A 19249-nucleotide genomic window follows, 5' to 3' on the forward strand; every position below is an offset into this window, starting at 1 on the left:
TGAAAACAGGAGGAGACCTTGAAAACAGTGATCAATTTAAAGATTTTAAAATCCAGATTATCTGTCCTCGGGGAAATTTTAATATTAGGGATAGTTCTCGGAATTTCCTATGTTCAGGAACCGCTTTATACCTCGAATCAAAATACTAAATTTTTGCAGGGACTCGCCAAAGCAGGACTCGGATACCTCAATCAAGATTGGCTAGCCAATACATTAGACCCTTTACCTGTTTTTACAGCTTTAGTTCACTTAACTTATGCTTATTTACATCCCTACTGCTTTTATTTTTATTATATTATTTTGTTCGGAATCTATGTCTATAGTTTTATCGGAATAGCTGAGAGCTTATTTAAGTTTAACACAAACGTTAAACAAATTATTTATCTTGTTTTTATTGTCACAATACACTGTCTAAAAATCCAAATATTAGACTTTAAAACCCATATTTATCTCCATTCAGGTGTCGCTGAACAATACATTTTAGGAGACTACTTTCAAACCAGTAACTTTGGGATTTTGATTATTTTATCCATTCACTTATTTCTGCGAGAACAAATATTCTGGTCTTTATTCGCATTAGCGGGAGCAGCAACCGTTCATCCGGCTTATCTTCCGAGTGCAGCCTTAATAACGTTATCCTATCTGATTATTTTATATAAAAAAGGAGAACCAATTAAACAAATATTTTTCGTCGGTTGGGTATCCTTTCTCTTGGTGTTACCTGTAACGCTGTATATGTTTTTTGTGTTTCAACCCACCTCTCCCGAAGTCGCAACACTCGCGAAAAGTTTAATAGTTAGTCGTATTCCCCATCATTCCTTTCCAACAGCTTGGTTTGATAGCATTGCATTCGTACAAATTTTAGTGATTGTTTTAGCGATTTATCTGGTTCTGAAAACCGAAATGTTTTTAATTTTATTCATTCCATTTACCGTCGCAACAGTTGCAACATTATTCCAATTTTTAATCAATAATAATACATTAGGATTTATCACTCCTTGGCGGGTTTCCGCCTTTTTAGTTCCCTTATCAACAGCTCTGATTCTTGCGGTTTTTCTCGCTAACCTCTTTGATCAATTTCCAGGCTTTTTACAAAAATATCAAAAATCTATTGTGTTTCTCAGTTTAATCATTCTCTCGCTTTATGTCATTGTCGGTGCTGAAGACCAAATTAGACAACTACAAAACCGCCCCGATTATGCAAATTTGATGGATTTTGTCAAGTCAAAAAAACAACCCGAAGATTTATATTTAGTCCCTCATACGTCTGGAAACTTTATCGAATTCCGATTATATACAGGTGTACCCATTTTAGCGAATTATAAATCTCATCCCTACAAAGATATTGAAGTCATCGAATGGCATAATCGATTAATGATGGCACAGAGATTTTATTCCCCCGACTTTCGAGAAACACGGTGTCAAGCCTTAGAAGAAGTCGTCAAAACTTATCAAATTACTCATGTAATAACAGAACTCGGTGATACAAATCCTTGTGCGGGTTGGACGATGATTTATGATGATCAAAGGTACAAAGTTTATCAACCCATACCCAAAACCCCCTTAAATTAATTGATCATGAGCTGAAGATTATCAACTCCGATTGAGAGATGCTGTTCTCCACAGACAACAGCCCCAGCTAAAACCCTGGATAAATTTGGTACAATTCTGGAGACAGGTCAAAATGTCTAGAGCAGTAACTTAGTAGACGATTTATGGTACAACACGGTACTATCTGTAAGATCAGATAATAGATCTATGCAACGAGCCTTCAAGACCAAACTGAAGCTGAACAACCGTCAAAGAACCTTAATGGCGACCCACGCCGGATATTCTAGGTGGGTTTGGAACTGGGCGTTAGCGATGTGGAATGAAGCTTACAAACAGGGTTTAAAACCTTCAACGAATAAGCTAAAAAAGTTCTACACCAATCACATTAAGCCAAACTATCCCTGGCAGTCAACGCTAAGTTCTAGAGTTTATCAATTTGCCTTCATGCACTTAGGGGAAGCTTTCAGTCGCTTTTTTAAAGGTGTTGCCAAACATCCTAAATTCAAGAAAAAAGGCAGAAATGATAGCTTTACTTTAGATAATTGTGGCCAAGTAATGAGGTTTTCAGGGAGGAGATTGAAGCTTCCTTTTATTGGATGGATATTCACTTATGAACCCCTACCTGAAATCAACACAAAGCGAGTCACAATTAGTCGAGTCGCTGATTCTTGGTATCTGTCTGTAGCTTACGAATTTGAGCCAGAACAGACTGTTAAATCCCGAGAATATCTGGGTGTTGATGTTGGAGTTAAGGCATTGGCGACCTGTTCAGATGGTACTGTTTTCGCTAACCCCAGAGCTTACAAAAAAGCTCAAAAAAATCTAGCGAGACTTCAGCGTGAACTTTCTAGAAAACAGAAGGGTTCCAATAACAGGAATAAAGCCAAACTCAAATTAGCGAAAGCTTATCAGCGAGTCACAAACATCCGAAAAGATGGAATTCACAAATTAACCTCATGGCTATGCAAAAACCACGCAGTCATCGGGTTAGAGGATTTGAATGTTTCTGGGATGTTAAAGAATCATAAGTTAGCGGGTGCTATTGCTGATTCTGCTTTTTATGAAATTCGCCGCCAAGTTGAGTATAAGTCCGAGTGGTACGGCTCAGTAGTAGTTTTTGCTGATAGATTCTATCCATCAACTAAGACCTGTTCAAGTTGCGGTCACGTTCAAGAAATGCCACTGAAAGAACGAGTTTTTAACTGTAATAATTGCGGTGTAAGCGTTGACCGTGATTTAAATGCGAGTCTGAATTTATTACATTATGCCGAGGGCTTCTTGGTAAAAAGCCTGTCTGACCGGGTGCTGCCGACAGTCCGGGGTGATGCAGCGCAAAGTCCGATCTCGGCGGAAACCGCTCGAGAAGGAACTTTGCAAGACAGGAACGAAGCATTAATACGTTTTGTACTGTATTATATCAGTCTTCGATAGCAGCCATTCATAAATTCAATAATATAGCCAAAGCAATAGTTAGAATGAATTTGGGAGGTCTGTCTGAGTCTCTCAGACACCACTAATCCGTTAAGTTGCCTAAATTCTACAGGACTGAAAGCCGAAAAGAGCTACAACCCGATAGCAGACTATCATTGACTCGCCTAGTGAGGACGAATTTTAACGGCTCTCATCGGACAGCAGTCTGATTGTATTGATTGAGGCTTCATTTTACTCCAAACACCCTCAAGTGCCGATCACCCTCAACTTTAACAGCTCCATTGACTCAGTGCGCGGATACTCCTGTGCTGATAGAAGGTTCTCCGATCTTTGAAAAAAATCTTGAACCTCAGAGACTTCAGCAGATTAACCTAGAAACTAGGGGCAAATGCCACCCCTAACACAAAACCATTCAAATGCAGACTCAGCTCCATAACATTGTGAAGGGTAAAACAGGACAATACCTGACGACAATCTGGCTCATTGCTGCTGTTTATTTTGCAACGGCAAAGCTGACAATTGAGACCCTCATACCCAGCCCAACAGATATCATTTTTCTACCCGTCGCCGGAATTGCTCAAGCTGCGCTCTTGCTGTTTGGAAGTCAATACTGGCCCGGAATTGCTCTCGGTGCTTTTTTTTCCCACCTCTTACAGCTTAGTACATCCATTCCCATCGCCGTGATTTTCAGTCTAGGTGCAACGCTACAAGTCAGTTTGGGAACTTGGCTGTTACAGCAAATCGACTTTTCCTGCCGACTCCAACGCCTCAAAGACGTTTTAGGACTGATTATCTTAGCAAGTGCCGTTTCGAGCCTCCTGAGTTCTAGCCTGATGGCTGTACATCAGTCCATTACGCTGTCAGACTGGACAAACTTTGATCAAGTTTGGATGGGCTATTGGTTAGCAAACGCCGTCGGTATTCTTGTGGTTAGCCCCTTAGTTCTCAGTTGGGGAGTCCGGCTACAAGATCGATACAAACAACAAGACACAACAGAACATTCAGTTATTGCCACCCTCTTACGACTCTGGAGAAGTCGTTCCTCGCCCTCAACGCCTGACAGTCCACAACAGACTTTAACTGAACAAGCCACTCAACTGATCCACCTGCTAGAAGTCTTGATCTGGCTGTTGTTCAGTTTAGCCTTAAACTGGTTCGTCTTCTGTTCTCGTACCCGTACCGCCTCCATTCGCTATCCCCTCGAATACCTGCCCTTCCCGCTCATTGTTTGGGCTTCCCTGCGGTTTGGACAAAGGGGCGCTGCCATTGCTCACGTTTTAACCGCTATTTTTGCCGTTTGGGGTCTAATGCGCGACAGTGGCCCGTTTATTGATCGGGCGACAGATATTCCCCAAATCTTCTCCCTGCAAGCTTTTATTGGGGTAATGGTGATCACAGGCTTGGTTCTCGCCGCAACCGTCGCCGAACGTCAACAGGCTGAAGCCTCCCTGCGAAGGAGCGAAGCCAGTTTAGCCCACGCCCAAGCCATTGCTCAAGTGGGTCACTGGGACTTGATTATTCGGGGTCAAATTCTCGACTGGTCTGATGAACTGTATCGCATTTTAAACTTAAAACCCCAGTCCGTTCCCGCCAGTTTAGAGCTATTTTTCCAGTCCGTTCATCCCGAAGATCGAGAGTTAGTCCGTCAGTCTGTCAATCAAGTTCTTTCCCTGCAACATCCTTATATCATTGATTATCGCTTGCTCTTACCAGATGGTCACGAACGCTTCGTCTGTGAACAAACCGTAATTTCACCCACTCGGATCACAGGTACAGTACAAGATATCACAGAACGCAAACGCTCAGAAATGGCATTACGCGCCAGTGAACAACGATTTTCTAAAGCCTTCGCAGCCAGTCCCATTGGAATAGGAATTTGCACCTTTTCTGAGGAATGTTTTCTAGATGTGAATGACAGTTTTCTACGTCAATTGGGGTGGGAACGACAACAAGTGATTAATAACAACACACAATATTTAAAAATGTGGGTTGACCCCGATGAACATCTAAAACTCCGACAGGTTTTGCAACAGCAACATCACCTTAGTAATGTCGAAGTCCAAGTTTACAATCAACAGGCAGAAATTCGTCATTGGTTAATTTCTATCGAGTTAATCGACTTAGCAGGAACAGAATGTCTATTAATCATGGCTAATGATATCACCGATCGCAAGCAAGCTTCAGAACTTCGCACCGCCAAAGAAGCCGCAGAAGCCGCCAACCGCGCTAAAAGTTTGTTTTTAGCCAATATGAGTCACGAACTCCGAACCCCCCTGAATGCCATTCTTGGCTATAGCGAACTCCTGAAAGAAGATGCTCAAGATATGGGTTTAGAAGATTTCGTCGGAGACTTGAAAAATATTCACGTTGCGGGTCATCATCTACTCAACCTCATTAATGATATTCTCGACTTCTCAAAAATTGAAGCGGGTCGCATGAATTTTCATTTAGAAACCTACAAAGTAACAACTCTGCTTTGGGAAGTTGAAACAACCATTGCACCGCTAGCCGAGAAAAATACTAATACTTTTCAAATAGAAATTGGTGATAAAATCGACATCATCCACACCGATATTACTAAGGTGAGACAGTCGTTATTGAATCTGTTAAGTAATGCTTGCAAATTTACTGAACAGGGTTTAGTCACCTTAAAAGTATGGCAAGAAGAAAACCCTGATCCCAAGGCTGAACTCCCCACTGTTCCTGCTCCTGATCTCCCTAATTCTCGTTCAGAAAGGGATTTACTTAGGGTTGATTTAGCTTCTTGGTCTGATAGTTCTCTACGACCTATTCCCTATGTTATTTTTCAGGTGATTGATAGCGGAATTGGCATGAGTCCCCAACAAATTACAACCGTGTTTAATCCCTTTACTCAAGCTGATGAAAGCACCACTCGCAAATTTGGAGGAACAGGTTTAGGTTTAACCATTACCCGCAAACTCTGCGAACTTATGGGCGGAGAATTAACCGTAATGAGTGAGTTAGGTCACGGTTCCACCTTCACCATGCGACTCCCTCAATTCCTCCTCTATGCACGGGAAGAATAAACCGTTTTTTCAGTCACCCGTTGTAGGGGCGGGTTCTGTCAAAGATTTGTATTTCTGAGCAACAGTCTACATCAACCCGCCCTCCCCCTCCCCAGTCACCTATTTATAGCACTTCGCGCTATATAACTTATTTGTGGGAAGACCTACATCTGTTCGGAGGCGCACCCCTACATACAACACTGGTGACTGGTAGGAGTAATTCATCAATTACCCCTACAACTGTAAACGGTTAAGCGGGAATGCCTTTAAGAGTCAGCAGGGCTTGATCAACATGGGCTTTAAAATCAAGCATCGAATCAAAAATGTGCCGCACAACGCCTTGTTTATCAATCACATAAGTGACTCGCCCCGGAAGTATCCACAATGTCGCCGGAACTCCGTAAAGTTGACGAACTTTATTGCTAGAATCACTTAGCAAGACGAAGGGTAAATTGTATTTGTTGGCAAATTGTTTGTGATCATTTATTGAGTCCGAACTCACACCAATTACCTCAGCACCCGCATCTTTAAACACTTGATAACTATCGCGAAATGCACAAGCTTCAGCAGTACATCCCGGCGTATCGTCCTTCGGGTAGAAATACAGCACAACTGCCGTTTTTCCCCGGAAGTCTCCTAAACTCACTGATTCTCCGGTTTGAGACGTTAAGGTAAAATTAGGTGCCGTGTCTCCGACTTTAACCGTCATATTTGCTCTACCCTGTGACTTTAATCTGAAAAAATTATTAACTTTTGTTATGATAACGCAAATAGGAAGAGTGTTGTATGTAGGGGCGCACCTCCGAACAAATGTATGTCTTCCCACAAATAAGTTATATAAACCCGCCCCGGCTGATCACTCAGAAATAGGAATCTTTTAGGAATCTTTGTAGTCGGGGGCGAGAATATGTAGATTGCTACTCACAAATACAACTCTTTGTAGAAGCCGCCCCTAGAACACTGGTCACTGATAACTGTAAAAAGGAGTCCAACCTTATGGGAACTCAATCTTATCTAGATACAGATCTCGATATTGCGCCCTTTATCGATCACACCCTACTCAACCCCGCCGCTACCCCTCAGCAAATCGAACAATGCTGTGCTGAAGCGTTACGATACAAGTTCGCAGCAGTTTGTGTCTATCCCAGCTACGTGCGTCAAGTCGCGGATATACTACACGGTCAATCCCCGAAAGTTTGCAGTGTGATTGGCTTTCCCAGTGGCGCAACGACTTCTGCTGTCAAACTCTATGAAAGCTTAGAAGCCGTTGAAAATGGGGCGACTGAGTTGGACGTCGTGATTAATTTAAGTTGGGTCAAAACCGCAAAAACCGAGGAACTGTACCGAGAAATTGCTGAAATCTGCGAACAAACTGATCAAAGCGTTAAAGCGATTCTAGAAACGGCAGTTCTGACAGATGCCGAAAAACAACTTGCAGCCGAAGTTTTAATGGATGCCGGAGTGGATTTTCTCAAAACCAGTACAGGCTTATATGGGGGAGCAACCGTTGCTGATGTGCGTCTACTTAAAAATCTTACCAGAGGACGAATTGGGATTAAAGCTTCCGGTGGAATTACCACCTACGAACAAGCCGCCGATCTGATTCTAGCCGGAGCCAATCGTTTAGGAACCTCTCGCGGTGTTCATTTACTCTCTCAGCGAGATGAAACCGATCAAAACCATTAACCCAACCCTGCTATGAATCGAACTTACACCGCTACCGGAATTAATTTAAAGGGAACTGCTTTAGGAGAGTCCGATCGCATCCTCACGATTTTAACCCCTGAATACGGCTTAATTCGAGCCGTAGCCCCCGGAACCCGAAAACCCCGCTCTAAACTGGGGGGGCGTTGTGAATTGTTTGTTGTCAATGAACTGTTGCTGTCTAAGGGGCGATCGCTCGATCGCATTACCCAAGCAGACATGATTAAATCCTACGGAGGTTTGAGTCAAAATCTCGGTAAACTTGCGGCGAGTCAGTATTTAGCTGAATTAGTGTTATTGATCGCCCTGAGTGAACAACCCCAAGAAGAACTCTTTTTATTGTTTAATGAACATTTAGAGCGGCTTGAAAATTTGTCCAATACCCCGGAAATCGAAAATATCACCGCTATTATTGCTTCTCTGACGCAGGGGATGTTTCACCTCCTCGCTTGGACAGGTGTTGCTCCCCAAGTTCAACACTGTTGTCTGACACAACGTCCCCTCGTGGCGAATTTCAGCGATCCTGATTGGCGAGTCGGTTTTAGCCTCGATGCAGGGGGAACTATCAGTCTAGAGGCGGAAAAACCGATTCCGAAAAGGAGCGATCGCCATCCTAGAGCCATTTCTCAAGGCTTTGGGGGGCAGCTCCATGTTAAACTAAGTGCAGTTCAGTTAGCTATCTTGCAAAGATTGGCTCATCCCCAATTGAGTGATGAGCTTGAATGGGAGCTAAAGTCTCAACAAAGGGCTACTCTGTCAACCGCCCCCTCTATTCCCTTATCTGATTGGGTATCGGTTGAACGCCTTCTGCGGCGCTATGCTGAGTATCAATTAGGACGTGCTATTCGTTCTGCTGCCTTGATTGACACCTATGTTGAGCAATTTCAACTGAGCTATTCATTTTGAAGTCTAGGTTAAACTCGTTTTCTAGATTTTAATCAGAATACTCAACAATTGGGTTTTCGGACTGACCATTGGGGTGATCCCGTTCATCAAACAAGAGTTAGGCTGAACTCGCTATGCTCAATGATCGGCATCATTGCCATTTAATGAGGGAAACAAATTCAAAAAAATTGGCTCACAAACCTGTTAAAAAATATTAAGTTAATCGTTTTTATCCTCTATCATTACCGCAATTGAGTCGCGTTTTCTGAACTTCCCGAATTTGCTAATTTTGCTATATCTTTTAAAAAATAATGCGATCGCTAAATCCCGAGAAAAAGTCTTTTGATCAAAAATCCCACCTGACTAAAGAGGGAAAAAATGGTTATGTAGAAGGTTTTTCAACTCCCGAAATTCCTTTGAATCCTGAAAGCAATGGAAATGGAAATCATCCCTCAAAATCGACGAGCAATCCCATCAAAAGCCAGCCATCTGTTTCGTCAGATATGCTACTAGAAAAAGAGGAACGGGGCTTTTGGCCTGTACTCAAAAATCAGAACTTCTTAGTTCTCTGGAGTGGGCAGGTCTTTTCTCAACTCGCAGATAAAGTTTATCTAGTTTTGATGATTGCCTTGATTTCTACTCGCTTTCAGCAAGCGGATCAAACGATTAGCGGTTGGGTTTCAGCCGTGATGATTGCCTTTACCATTCCCGCCGTATTATTTGGGGCAGCCGCCGGAGCCTATGTTGATAGGTGGCCGAAAAAAGCTGTTTTGGTACTAACGAATCTCCTACGAGGTGGATTTGTTTTGCTGCTGCCTCTACTACTTTGGCTCTCCAATAATATGAATTTAGGTCAACTCCCCTTGGGGTTTTGCCTATTACTCACGATTACGTTTTTAGTGTCTACCTTAACTCAGTTTTTTGCTCCCGCCGAACAAGCGGCTATTCCCTTAATTGTTAAACGAAATCATTTATTATCGGCCAACTCACTGTATACCACAACAATGATGGCTTCAGTGATTATTGGTTTTGCCGTAGGAGAACCCCTTTTAGCACTCGCCGATCTATTCTTTGAAACAATCGGTTGGGGGATGAATATTGGCAAAGAATTAATCGTAGGAGGAGCTTATGCGATCGCGGGCTTGCTATTAATGGGACTGAAACTGCGAGAAAAAAGAGACTTTAACCAACTTGAAAGTCCTCATATTTTAGAAGATTTACGCGATGGGGTGAAATATCTCAGTAATCATCATAAAGTTCGCAATGCCCTGATTCAACTGATTATTTTATTTAGCATTTTTGCCGCTCTTGCGGTTCTCGCGGTGCGTTTAGCAGAGATCATCCCTGAACTCAAATCTTCTCAATTTGGCTTTTTACTAGCCGCCGCAGGTGTGGGGATGGCGATTGGTGCCGCTCTACTGGGCCACCTGGGGCATCGATTCTCTCACATCCAGCTTGCATTAATTGGTTCAATTGGACTGGCGACTTGTTTGATGGGTCTGGCTATATTTGGCCAACAGCTCATTTCTACTTTTGTATTGATTATTATATTGGGTCTGTGTGCGTCGGTGGTTGCTATCCCCATGCAAACGACTATCCAAGCCGAAACACCCGAAGAAATGCGGGGAAAAGTCTTTGGCTTGCAAAATAATGCAGTTAATATTGCTCTGAGTTTACCGCTTGCTTTAGCAGGAGTCGCAGAAACCTATCTGGGCTTGTCCGCAGTCTTTGTTGGTTTAGCCGCGATGGCAACGGTTGGCGGGATTTTAACCTGGTACATCTCCATACAAGAAAGTTAGGCAAAAGGCAACAGGCAGTCAGAAGTCAGTAGAACTGTAAACTGTTCACTGTTCTACCCCCAGAGAAGGATAATCAGTGAATTTCGATGCGGAGAAGCTTATTCGTGGTAAATTCATCCAAAACCAACGAATAAAACTCTTATTGACCTGTGCATATAGCTTGGCTTGGAAAAAAATCACCGTTTTGTGGGAATGTTACCTATTCGAGAGAAGTCACCAACAGCCTATTAGACCGAGGATATCAAGTCAGTTTCCTCCATTTTGCCTCAGAACTCTCTAACGCTGAACGTCGAGACGAATGGCCGGTAGAAAATGGGAAATGGAAAATCGGGACTGAGAATTGGCCGTTGGATAGCGAGGGGCGGACACCCCCTGTAATGACTCAAGAAGTTCCTCTGCCTTGTCTGTACAAATCCCAAATCTATACCATTCCCACGTTCAAATCGAGTAAGGTCTTAATGCAGTCGTTGCGACAATTGAAACCCGATTTGGTTCATGCGTCGTTAACGCTATCACCGCTCGATTTTGTGCTTCCCGAAATTTGTGAGGAACTGAATCTGCCCTTGGTGGCGACTTTTCATCCACCTTTTGATCGCAAACTTCGTAATTTGACATCGGGAACCCAACACCTGATGTATCAAATTTATGCCCCTTTTCTGGCAAATTACGATTCTGTAATTGTCTTTTCACAAATTCAACGAGATTTGTTAGTCCGGTTGGGTGTCTCTCAACAAAAAGTTGTGGTCATTCCCAATGGGGTTGATGAACTGAAGTATTCTCCAGGGCCATCACGTCTGAAATCTCAACTCAAAACAGAGCGAGTGTTTGTCTATCAAGGTCGCCTCGCCCCTGAAAAAAATGTTGAGTCTCTCCTCAAAGCTTGGAAAAAGTTGGAAATGGGGCGAGATTCTCGGTTGGTGATTGTTGGGGATGGGCCGCTAGCGACGTCGTTACAGATGTACTATGGCCTCGAAGATGGCATAATCTGGTTAGGCTTTGTTGGGGATGAAGACCAACGCATTGAAATTTTACGGGGAGCTGATGTCTTTATTTTACCCTCTTTAGTCGAGGGGTTATCGCTATCATTACTTGAAGCAATGGCTTGTGGTGTCGCCTGTATTGCCACAGATGCAGGGGCTGATGGAGAAGTCCTCGAAGGAGGGGCTGGAATTGTCTTAGAAACCCACGCTGTAGCGACTCAGTTGCGAACTTTATTACCCCTGTTTCGAGATCATCAAGAGTTAACCACGCTCTTAGGATACAAAGCTCGTCAGCGTGTCTTAGATCGGTATACACTCAGTCGGAATATTACGCAAATGGAACAGTTGTATGCTGAGATTGTCCAACAAAAGCACTTAACCTACCCGCGTTGGTAAGTCGCTATCTGTTTTCCCCGATGCTTTCGGCCAATCGAACTCGGAGTTGCTAACTTTCTGTTAAAAAGGGATTCCGCGATTGGGGTTGAACTCTCGGGGGAGATGTTAGCAAACCGACGATGAACGATAGCTAATCACGATAGGATTGATGGTGAACCGAGAACGAATAATTGTTGTCTTGGGGGTTGTCAGTGCGATTGCTTCTCTGGTGATTGGGATGGCTAGAACGGCAACTGTATCTGAACTTCCGCACAAAAAACCTGACTATGAACGACTCTCAAAAATGTTAGCTGCTGGTGCTTTTCTCAAAGCAGACAGACAAACTTATCGGATGATGTTGATGGTGCTTCAGAAATATCCCGATCAGCTCTCGAAATCGGTTTATTTGACTGAAGCGGATATTGCTAAATTCCCCTGTGAAGATTTACTCAAGATTGATCAACTCTGGGATCAATATAGTCGAGGGAAATTTAGCTTTAGAACTCAGCATAAAATTTGGATGAATCTTCAACATCGTCAGATTTCAAAATCATTGAGTCTATCAGAATTATTTGAACATTATTCCCAAGAAGTCAACTGGAGATCGGCTCAAAGTTGGAAATCCTACGAGGAATTAACTTTTGATTTTCAAGCCAATCCCGGACATTTACCTGCCCTAGCTTCAGGGGGTTCCATAACAAAAGATGTTCAGATGAAAGATTTAAAGCAGAAAACGGATGTGCCGCTTTGGGGATTGAACGTTAACTGTGTTCAAGCCAATCAAGATGAGCCGTTGATGAAATGTACACCAAATCTCAGTCCGGCTATTTTTTCTCGTTTAGCAAGTTGTCAACTTAAAAACTAATTTTATTTGTTGAATTACCCGAAAAAAGGGACACCCCGAAGAGTGAACCCTTTTCAAAAAAGTATTCCTCGAGGTTCCCTAATTTCAGTGGTTTTTAATGACTAATCTAAGCGGGGATGGCGGTCGGTTCCCCCATTGAGATCAGGTGCATTATAGATCCCAAAATCAACGATCCCAGCATCACGCATAATCGCTTCAGCTTGAACTAATTGAGCGTCAGTTCCACTAACCATTAACAAATAATCACCTGCTTTGACGCGATTTTCATAGACTTTGGCATTATCTTCTGGAATTCCCATTCCCGTTAATGATCCCACCAGTCCTCCAGTCAATGCGCCAATACCTGCACCTGCTGCGGTTGTTCCTAATGCAGACAGTTCTCCGGCGACGAGCGCTGGTCCTACTCCCGGAATTGCCAAGCTCCCTAAACCAATCAGTAAACCTGTAATACCACCTAAAACGGTACCTGTTACTGCACCAATTCCCGCCCCTTCAGACGCTTCGTTTCCTTCTCCATGATCTCTAATTTCGTCTGCCCCTTCAACATTCTCAATGTTTCGGGCAATTAAGGAAACTCGATTCATATCATAATTGGCATCTTTAAATTTGCGAATTGCTCTCTCGATATCATGGCGATCTTTGAAAACGCCTACAGCACGTCTGTAAAGCTCAGTACCTTCAGTAGTAGCTCTCATTGTTAACCTCATCGATTTCGACTGTTATCCCTAAGATCGCTCAATTTCATCGCTTTCACATCCCTCTCGGGTAACAGTTGGGTCTAGAGACTAATCTATAAAAAGGAATAAATTTCTGTGCGGCAATTCTCTCTAAAGAGGGTAGATTTAGGTAAAATTATTAATAATATCTCTGAAGGATGAACGATCAATATAAATAATGAACGATCAAAAAGATTAATTCTTAGAATAAAAAATATCTGTTTTCCTATAATCAAACCTTTTTCATCATTCATTCTTCATCATTTATATTGAGCTTCTCAGTTTTTTTAGGAAGAAGATAAGACTCAGGTAGACGCAGTAGTAAATCTATATACCAAAAAGTCAAACACACTTTACAACAAACTGTAATTTGGAATAGACTTGGTAATATTTCACTTTTGATGGTGAATTTTTGTTCGGGAGTGCGCTATTTCCCCCTGTAGATCAGATACAGATTTTGGTAAACGGAGTAGCAGCCAAATGGACGAAAACCGCGTGCAGGCTTACGTTAGACTGATTAAAGACTTGTTGAAGTGTGACAGTGGGGAAGAAGCCCAGATTTTACAAGCCAACTCCGAACTTGTGGATGCGGGGTTGGTAGCAGTGATGCAACAAGTTGCCGAACAGATGGCAGCAGAGGAGAACGAAAATATAGCGGGTTGGTTGAGGAATATGGCATCTGAAATAGCCCAGATGTTGGGAATAAGGATATCAGCTACACCGCAGGACTATTTGCAGTTTTTAATGGAGGTTTTGCAGGCAACACAGGACAGTCAGGGTGACAAAAAAGTGGTTTATCCTCTGCTGCAAGCTAACTTAGATAAACTTGATGATGGCTTGACACAAATCTTGCAAGCTTGGGCAACCCAGACGCTATCAGAAGCCGAACCTCAACAGGCACAGTCTATTGCTGCTGTTTTAGTGCAATTTGGCAACCTCATCCAACAGTTTCCCCGGGGCAACAAAGCCAGCAATATGGAAACGGCGATCACATCCTACGAAAAAGCCCTGGACGTTTACACCCGCGATGGCTTTCCTGTGGAATGGGCAACGACTCAGAATAACTTGGCAACAGCCTACCATAACCGCATTCGCGGAGAAAAAGCCGAAAATGTGGAGACGGCGATCGCATTCTGCGAAAATGCTTTGATTGTTAATACCCGCGATGGCTTTCCAGAAGGCTGGGCAGACACTCACAATAACTTGGCAAATGCCTACAGAAAACGCATTCGCGGAGAAAAAGCCGAAAATGCGGAGAGGGCGATCGCATCCTACGAAAATGCCCTGGAAGTTTACACCCGCGATGGCTTTCCAGAAGGCTGGGCAATGACTCAGAATAACTTGGCAAATGCCTACATAGAGCGTATTCGCGGAGAAAAAGCCAAAAATGTGAAGATGGCGATCGCACTCTACAAAAAAGCTTTGGAAGTTCTCACCCGCGAAGCCTTTCCAGAAGACTGGGCAATGACTCACAATAACTTGGCAAATGCCTACAGTGACCGCATTCGCGGAGAAAAAGCGGAAAATTTGGAAATGGCGATCGCATCCTACGAAAATGCTTTGGAAGTTTACACCGGCGAAGCTTTTCCTTTTGAATGGGCAACGACTCAGAATAACTTGGCAAATGCCTACAGAAACCGCATTCGCGGAGAAAAAGCGGAAAATTTGGAAACGGCGATCGCATCCTATGAAAAAGCGGTGGAAGTTCTCACCCGCGATGCCTTTCCTTATGAATGGGGAAGGACTCACAATAACTTGGCTGCTGCCTACAGTAACCGTATTCGCGGAGAAGAAGCCGAAAATTTGGAGATGGCGATCACATCTTACAAAAAAGCCCTGGAAGTTCGCACCCGCGATGCTTTTCCTGTGGAATGGGCAAGGACTCACAATAACTTGGCTGCTGCCTACAGTAACCGTATTCGCGGAGAAAAAGCGGAAAATTTGGAGGAGGCGATCGCATCCTATGAAAAAGCGGTGGAAGTTCTCACCCGCGATGCCTTTCCTTATGAATGGGCAACGACCCACAATAACTTGGCTGCTGCCTACAGTAACCGTATTCGCGGAGAAAAAGCCGAAAATTTGGAAAAGGCGATCGCATCTTACAAAAAAGCTTTGGAAGTTGACACCTGCGATGCCTTTCCTGAAAACTATACCCAAACTTTATTCAATTTGGGAGTTGCCTACCAAGATTCCGAGAAATGGCAAGATGCTTACAATACCTTCTCTGATGCGATCAATGCTACCGAATCTTTGCGAGAGGAGATTCTATCGGGAGATGAAAGCAAACAGAAACTTGCCGAAGAACACAATCGAATCTATATTGGCATAGTAGAAACCTGTCTGCAACTCAATCAACCCATAGAAGCCCTAGAATATGCCGAACGCAGCAAAACTCGCAACCTGGTTGAACAAATCCTTCTCCGCGACTCCCAGAATATTTTCCCAACCGATGTTGCCAACAAACTCGCCCAACTCCGCGACGACATTGCCAGCGCCCAATACCAAATTCAAAAGGGTCAAGTTGAAAATTATCAAGAATTAGCCCAACGTCTGCAAGATTTGCGACAACAGCGTAACCAATTGCAGGATCAATATCTTCCCGTTGGTTATGGTTTCCAGTTCGATACATTCCAGCAAATTCTCGATAGCGAAACTGCGGTTATTGAGTGGTATCTTGTTGATGAGACGTTCCTTGCTTTTATTATCCTTCCGCCTTCATCGGATAGTCGAGGAGTTGAAGGTATCGTTCCCCCCTCTACTTCTAGGAGAGGGGCTGGGGGAGAGGTCATTGTCTGGCAGTCTACTATTGATGATTTTGAACAGTTAGGGAATTGGGCAAATACCTACCTGCAAAATTACTATTCTGAACGAGATACTTGGCGTGACAAACTCACCGACGAACTACAAAAACTTGCTGATATTCTCCATCTCGATGAACTTCTCGCCCATCTCCCCGCTTCCTGTAACCGACTCATTCTGATTCCTCACCGCTTTTTGCATCTGTTTCCATTACACGCTTTACCTGTTAAACCAGAGACGGCCAGCCTATTTCTAGAACCCGATCCAAAAGGGCGCAAGCCTTGCACCCCTACGGAGGAATATGCCGAAACTGAACCCAGTTACCTACTCGATATTTTCCCCAAGGGTGTTAGCTACGCCCCCAGTTGCCAACTGTTGCAACAGGTTAAAACCCGTCAGCGTTCAGATTTTGACAAGCTGTTTGCGGTTCAAACACCGACTCCTGATTTATATGAAAAATACGAAAAGGATTTAGGTGCAGTTGGGGCGATTAAAAAACAGTTTTCCCATAGTAATATTCTCAGAAAAGGAAAAGCCACCAAAGCGGCACTATTACCCACAAATACAAATACACAAACCCTGACTCCACTAGAAGATCTAAAATCGGCTCATTGTCTATTTTTCTTCTGTCATGGTTACTTTAACCCAAATTCTCCCCTTGATTCCGGGTTGGTGCTTGCTGACGATAACCTCACTCTGGCAGAAATTATCGCCTATTTTCGCCTGGAAAACTGCCGCCTGGTGACTCTTTCGGCTTGTGAAACTGGAATTCCCGATTTCAACAATATCAGCGATGAATATATTAGTCTACCCTACGGCTTTCTATTAGCGGGAAGTACAAATGTTGTCAGTAGCCTCTGGGAAGTTGATGCCACTGCTACCGCTTTATTGATGATAAAATTTTATGAAGAACTCCAGCAGCAAGATAATATTGCCCTTGCCCTGCGAACTGCTCAATTTTGGCTACGGAATACTACCGTTGAAGGTTTTCAAACTTGGGTGAGTCAATCAAACTTAATTCGAGTTTGGCGAGTTAAATTAGAAGGATACTTCGAGAAATGGAAGCAAGAAATGGGTGCAACTACAAAACTGTTTAATTCCCCCGATTATTGGTCTGCATTTTGTATCGTTGGAAAAGGAGAATAATTCATGTCTATATACCTCGCTAGCACTCAAGCATTCATCAATCTGTATAAAAGGGGAATAATTTCTCAGGAATCTTTCAATCAAATCTATCAGCAAACTAAAGACTTAGAAGACGACGAGAATATTGCTGAAGCTATTGAAGATTGGTTAGACTCTCAAAATGACAGTCAGCTTCTAGAAGCTTATGATAATCAACACAGAAAACTCACGAATTCGACTTCTTTAGAATCAGGGGAACCATTAGGCCTTCGTAATACAAAATCGCCAACGCCTGTAGGAGAACCCAACCCAACTAGCCGAGAATTACTAGACAATATTATGATTAAAAATAAACCCTCGGCTGATGATAATTCTCAATCGAGTTCATCGAGTACATGATCTATTTAATCCATAGCGTGGAAATTGATCTAAAATTCACTCAGGATTAAAGAGTATTGAAGAATGAGAAATCTATTGAGTTGAGCAATTTTATTGTGAAAAATTTTAGCATAAGTCTCTTTGCGTTTCACCTCTGTCAAAGCTTTAATAATGCTTTAGATGAAGTTGATGATGAAGCTTCAATATTATGGGAAAATCTGGCTAAATTAGGAGACGAAGTGTTTCCTTTTACTGAACTAAAAGATTTGCGATCGCATCTACAATGCTATACCGAAAACATCTATAAGCCCGCAAAAAAAGAGCGAGAAAAATACAAGCTAACATATCGTGACGATATTGACTGGGGGAGTATTCCTACAGCAGAAGGCTTTCAAATTCATGGTAATCTCCATGCGTTTCGCCTCCATGATACCTATGCGGCTGATTTAACTTTATCTCTCGATCCAACTCAAGAAATTAATATTCCTCAGCTTCAAGTCTTCAAGCCAAAATCTCTACTGCCTACTATCATTCAAGCGAATTTAGGACAAACTCTTTGGCTATATGCTGAAGTCGATCTCACTGAAAGTGAATGTGAGGAACTTGCAAAAAAATGTGCAAATGCTTTATTAGCAGAAACAGCCCTTAACCCAAAGTTAGAAAGTAAAGGAAATTTATTTGGTAGTTTATTATTTGAGTTTAAGCTGATAGCTTCTAGCGACTCTGATCGCTTAAATCAGCAATATCATCTTTTGGTATTATTGAATAATCAACTGAGTTCAAGTATTGATAGATTAGGTGAAGGCTATGACTGGTTATTAACCCTACTTTGCTGTTATCATAAAATTCACTTTATCTCTTTGGAGGCTGACACAAGTTATCAACAAGCCAGAGATCTCTACAGCCAATTAAAAGGTATTTTGGATAAATTTCCTGACTGCATGAAAAATAACGACAGAAAAATTCGTCTAGAAAAATTAAAGCAAACCTTGATACAACTACCCGAAAACATGGTAAAATATAGTCAGTGCTTAAGCGATATCAAAACTTATTGTACATCCCTAGATACTAATATAAAAAATTACAAAAGCTGCTTAGAAAAGCTCAAAGAGTTAGGAGACATTCCTCAATATTGGCAAGAGTTTATTCAACAAAGTGGCGATCGCGATCTGCGCCAAATCCAAACTCATCTCAACTATCTTTCCCCGACACAAGCAACTTTACAACAGTCAATTGATACGATTCGGGGTATAGTAGAAATTGAACAAGCGGAGATCGATCGCTTTAGCGAAGGTGCCGCCCAAAACCGCCAACAACGCCTAGAACTCCTCGTTACCGTCGTTAGTACCGGATTAGCTGTTAGCGGGATTTCTTCCCAAGTTGCCAACGAACCTGCGATTACCATTCTCAGCCAATGGTTTCCCGGCTACTTTTCCCCCAATCCCCAACCCACATCACCTGACTATCTGTTTTCTAGTTTTTCTCCCGTCGCCTTTCACCTATTTTTAGGGATTCTGGTTGCGATTCCCTTTGGTGCCATCGTTTGGAGTTTGCAAACGAATCTGATCGGAAAAATGGTTCGGGTTCTGAAAAAATCCTAGAGCGTTATCGATGC

13 protein-coding genes are annotated in these 19249 nt (G+C 42.8%); 11 read left to right on the forward strand and 2 right to left on the reverse strand.

Translation table 11 applies throughout. The features are described 5' to 3' along the window. Window positions 1-27 precede the first annotated feature (27 nt). The 3 genes from VB836_RS14610 to VB836_RS14620 all read left to right on the forward strand — a co-directional run bounded on the left by VB836_RS14610 (window position 28) and on the right by VB836_RS14620 (window position 6029). Window positions 28-1572, forward strand: coding sequence for a DUF6798 domain-containing protein (locus VB836_RS14610; RefSeq protein WP_323220130.1), 1545 nt, complete (start codon window positions 28-30; stop codon window positions 1570-1572). Between the two features lie 186 nt (window positions 1573-1758). Then, complete coding sequence (locus VB836_RS14615; RefSeq protein ID WP_323220132.1) at window positions 1759-2982, forward strand: RNA-guided endonuclease InsQ/TnpB family protein; 1224 nt, start codon at window positions 1759-1761, stop codon at window positions 2980-2982. A 416-nt stretch (window positions 2983-3398) separates the two neighbouring features. Continuing rightward, window positions 3399-6029 carry an MASE1 domain-containing protein gene (locus tag VB836_RS14620; RefSeq protein WP_323220134.1) on the forward strand — a complete coding sequence of 877 codons (2631 nt, stop codon included), beginning with the start codon at window positions 3399-3401 and terminating at the stop codon, window positions 6027-6029. A gap of 229 nt (window positions 6030-6258) precedes the next feature. Here the strand turns inward: VB836_RS14620 and VB836_RS14625 are convergent, their stop codons facing one another. Next, window positions 6259-6717 (reverse strand): peroxiredoxin, encoded by a 459-nt coding sequence (locus VB836_RS14625; protein ID WP_323220136.1) that lies wholly within the window; start codon window positions 6715-6717, stop codon window positions 6259-6261. A gap of 287 nt (window positions 6718-7004) precedes the next feature. Between VB836_RS14625 and deoC the strand changes: the two genes are divergently transcribed. The 5 genes from deoC (at window position 7005) to VB836_RS14650 (ending at window position 12616) form a co-directional block, all read left to right on the forward strand. Next, complete coding sequence (deoC, locus tag VB836_RS14630) at window positions 7005-7694, forward strand: deoxyribose-phosphate aldolase (RefSeq protein WP_323220138.1); 690 nt, start codon at window positions 7005-7007, stop codon at window positions 7692-7694. A gap of 12 nt (window positions 7695-7706) precedes the next feature. Continuing rightward, window positions 7707-8618 carry a DNA repair protein RecO gene (gene recO, locus VB836_RS14635; RefSeq protein ID WP_323220140.1) on the forward strand — a complete coding sequence of 304 codons (912 nt, stop codon included), beginning with the start codon at window positions 7707-7709 and terminating at the stop codon, window positions 8616-8618. A 290-nt stretch (window positions 8619-8908) separates the two neighbouring features. Continuing rightward, complete coding sequence (locus tag VB836_RS14640; protein WP_323220142.1) at window positions 8909-10396, forward strand: MFS transporter; 1488 nt, start codon at window positions 8909-8911, stop codon at window positions 10394-10396. A gap of 149 nt (window positions 10397-10545) precedes the next feature. Next, window positions 10546-11772 carry a glycosyltransferase family 4 protein gene (locus VB836_RS14645; protein WP_323220144.1) on the forward strand — a complete coding sequence of 409 codons (1227 nt, stop codon included), beginning with the start codon at window positions 10546-10548 and terminating at the stop codon, window positions 11770-11772. Between the two features lie 148 nt (window positions 11773-11920). Next, the gene (locus tag VB836_RS14650; RefSeq protein ID WP_323220146.1) at window positions 11921-12616 is read left to right on the forward strand and encodes a GUN4 domain-containing protein; all 696 of its coding nucleotides are present in this window, start codon (window positions 11921-11923) and stop codon (window positions 12614-12616) included. Window positions 12617-12717: 101 nt separating this feature from the next. Here VB836_RS14650 and VB836_RS14655 read toward each other — a convergent pair whose 3' ends face one another. Further along, window positions 12718-13311 (reverse strand): signal transduction histidine kinase (STHK), LytS, encoded by a 594-nt coding sequence (locus tag VB836_RS14655; protein ID WP_323220148.1) that lies wholly within the window; start codon window positions 13309-13311, stop codon window positions 12718-12720. 501 nt (window positions 13312-13812) lie between these two features. On the opposite strand from VB836_RS14655, the gene VB836_RS14660 reads away from it, so the two are divergent. The 3 genes from VB836_RS14660 to VB836_RS14670 all read left to right on the forward strand — a co-directional run bounded on the left by VB836_RS14660 (window position 13813) and on the right by VB836_RS14670 (window position 19235). Continuing rightward, window positions 13813-17277, forward strand: coding sequence for a CHAT domain-containing tetratricopeptide repeat protein (locus tag VB836_RS14660; protein WP_323220150.1), 3465 nt, complete (start codon window positions 13813-13815; stop codon window positions 17275-17277). 3 nt (window positions 17278-17280) lie between these two features. Further along, window positions 17281-17655 (forward strand): hypothetical protein, encoded by a 375-nt coding sequence (locus VB836_RS14665; protein ID WP_323220152.1) that lies wholly within the window; start codon window positions 17281-17283, stop codon window positions 17653-17655. Between the two features lie 95 nt (window positions 17656-17750). Beyond that, window positions 17751-19235 (forward strand): AAA family ATPase, encoded by a 1485-nt coding sequence (locus tag VB836_RS14670; protein ID WP_323220154.1) that lies wholly within the window; start codon window positions 17751-17753, stop codon window positions 19233-19235. Window positions 19236-19249: the final 14 nt, after the last annotated feature.

Source organism: Limnoraphis robusta BA-68 BA1, from assembly GCF_034932365.1.
In the GTDB taxonomy this organism is placed as follows: Bacteria; Cyanobacteriota; Cyanobacteriia; order Cyanobacteriales; family Microcoleaceae; genus Capilliphycus; species Capilliphycus robustus.

Coding starts and splice junctions, on each gene's coding strand:
- VB836_RS14615 (WP_323220132.1), top strand. CDS start 1,759: ATGCAACGAGCCTTCAAGACCAAACTGAAGCTGAACAACCGTCAAAGA.
- VB836_RS14620 (WP_323220134.1), top strand. CDS start 3,399: ATGCAGACTCAGCTCCATAACATTGTGAAGGGTAAAACAGGACAATAC.
- VB836_RS14625 (WP_323220136.1), bottom strand. CDS start 6,717: ATGACGGTTAAAGTCGGAGACACGGCACCTAATTTTACCTTAACGTCT.
- deoC (WP_323220138.1), top strand. CDS start 7,005: ATGGGAACTCAATCTTATCTAGATACAGATCTCGATATTGCGCCCTTT.
- recO (WP_323220140.1), top strand. CDS start 7,707: ATGAATCGAACTTACACCGCTACCGGAATTAATTTAAAGGGAACTGCT.
- VB836_RS14640 (WP_323220142.1), top strand. CDS start 8,909: ATGCGATCGCTAAATCCCGAGAAAAAGTCTTTTGATCAAAAATCCCAC.
- VB836_RS14650 (WP_323220146.1), top strand. CDS start 11,921: ATGGTGAACCGAGAACGAATAATTGTTGTCTTGGGGGTTGTCAGTGCG.
- VB836_RS14655 (WP_323220148.1), bottom strand. CDS start 13,311: ATGAGAGCTACTACTGAAGGTACTGAGCTTTACAGACGTGCTGTAGGC.
- VB836_RS14660 (WP_323220150.1), top strand. CDS start 13,813: ATGGACGAAAACCGCGTGCAGGCTTACGTTAGACTGATTAAAGACTTG.
- VB836_RS14665 (WP_323220152.1), top strand. CDS start 17,281: ATGTCTATATACCTCGCTAGCACTCAAGCATTCATCAATCTGTATAAA.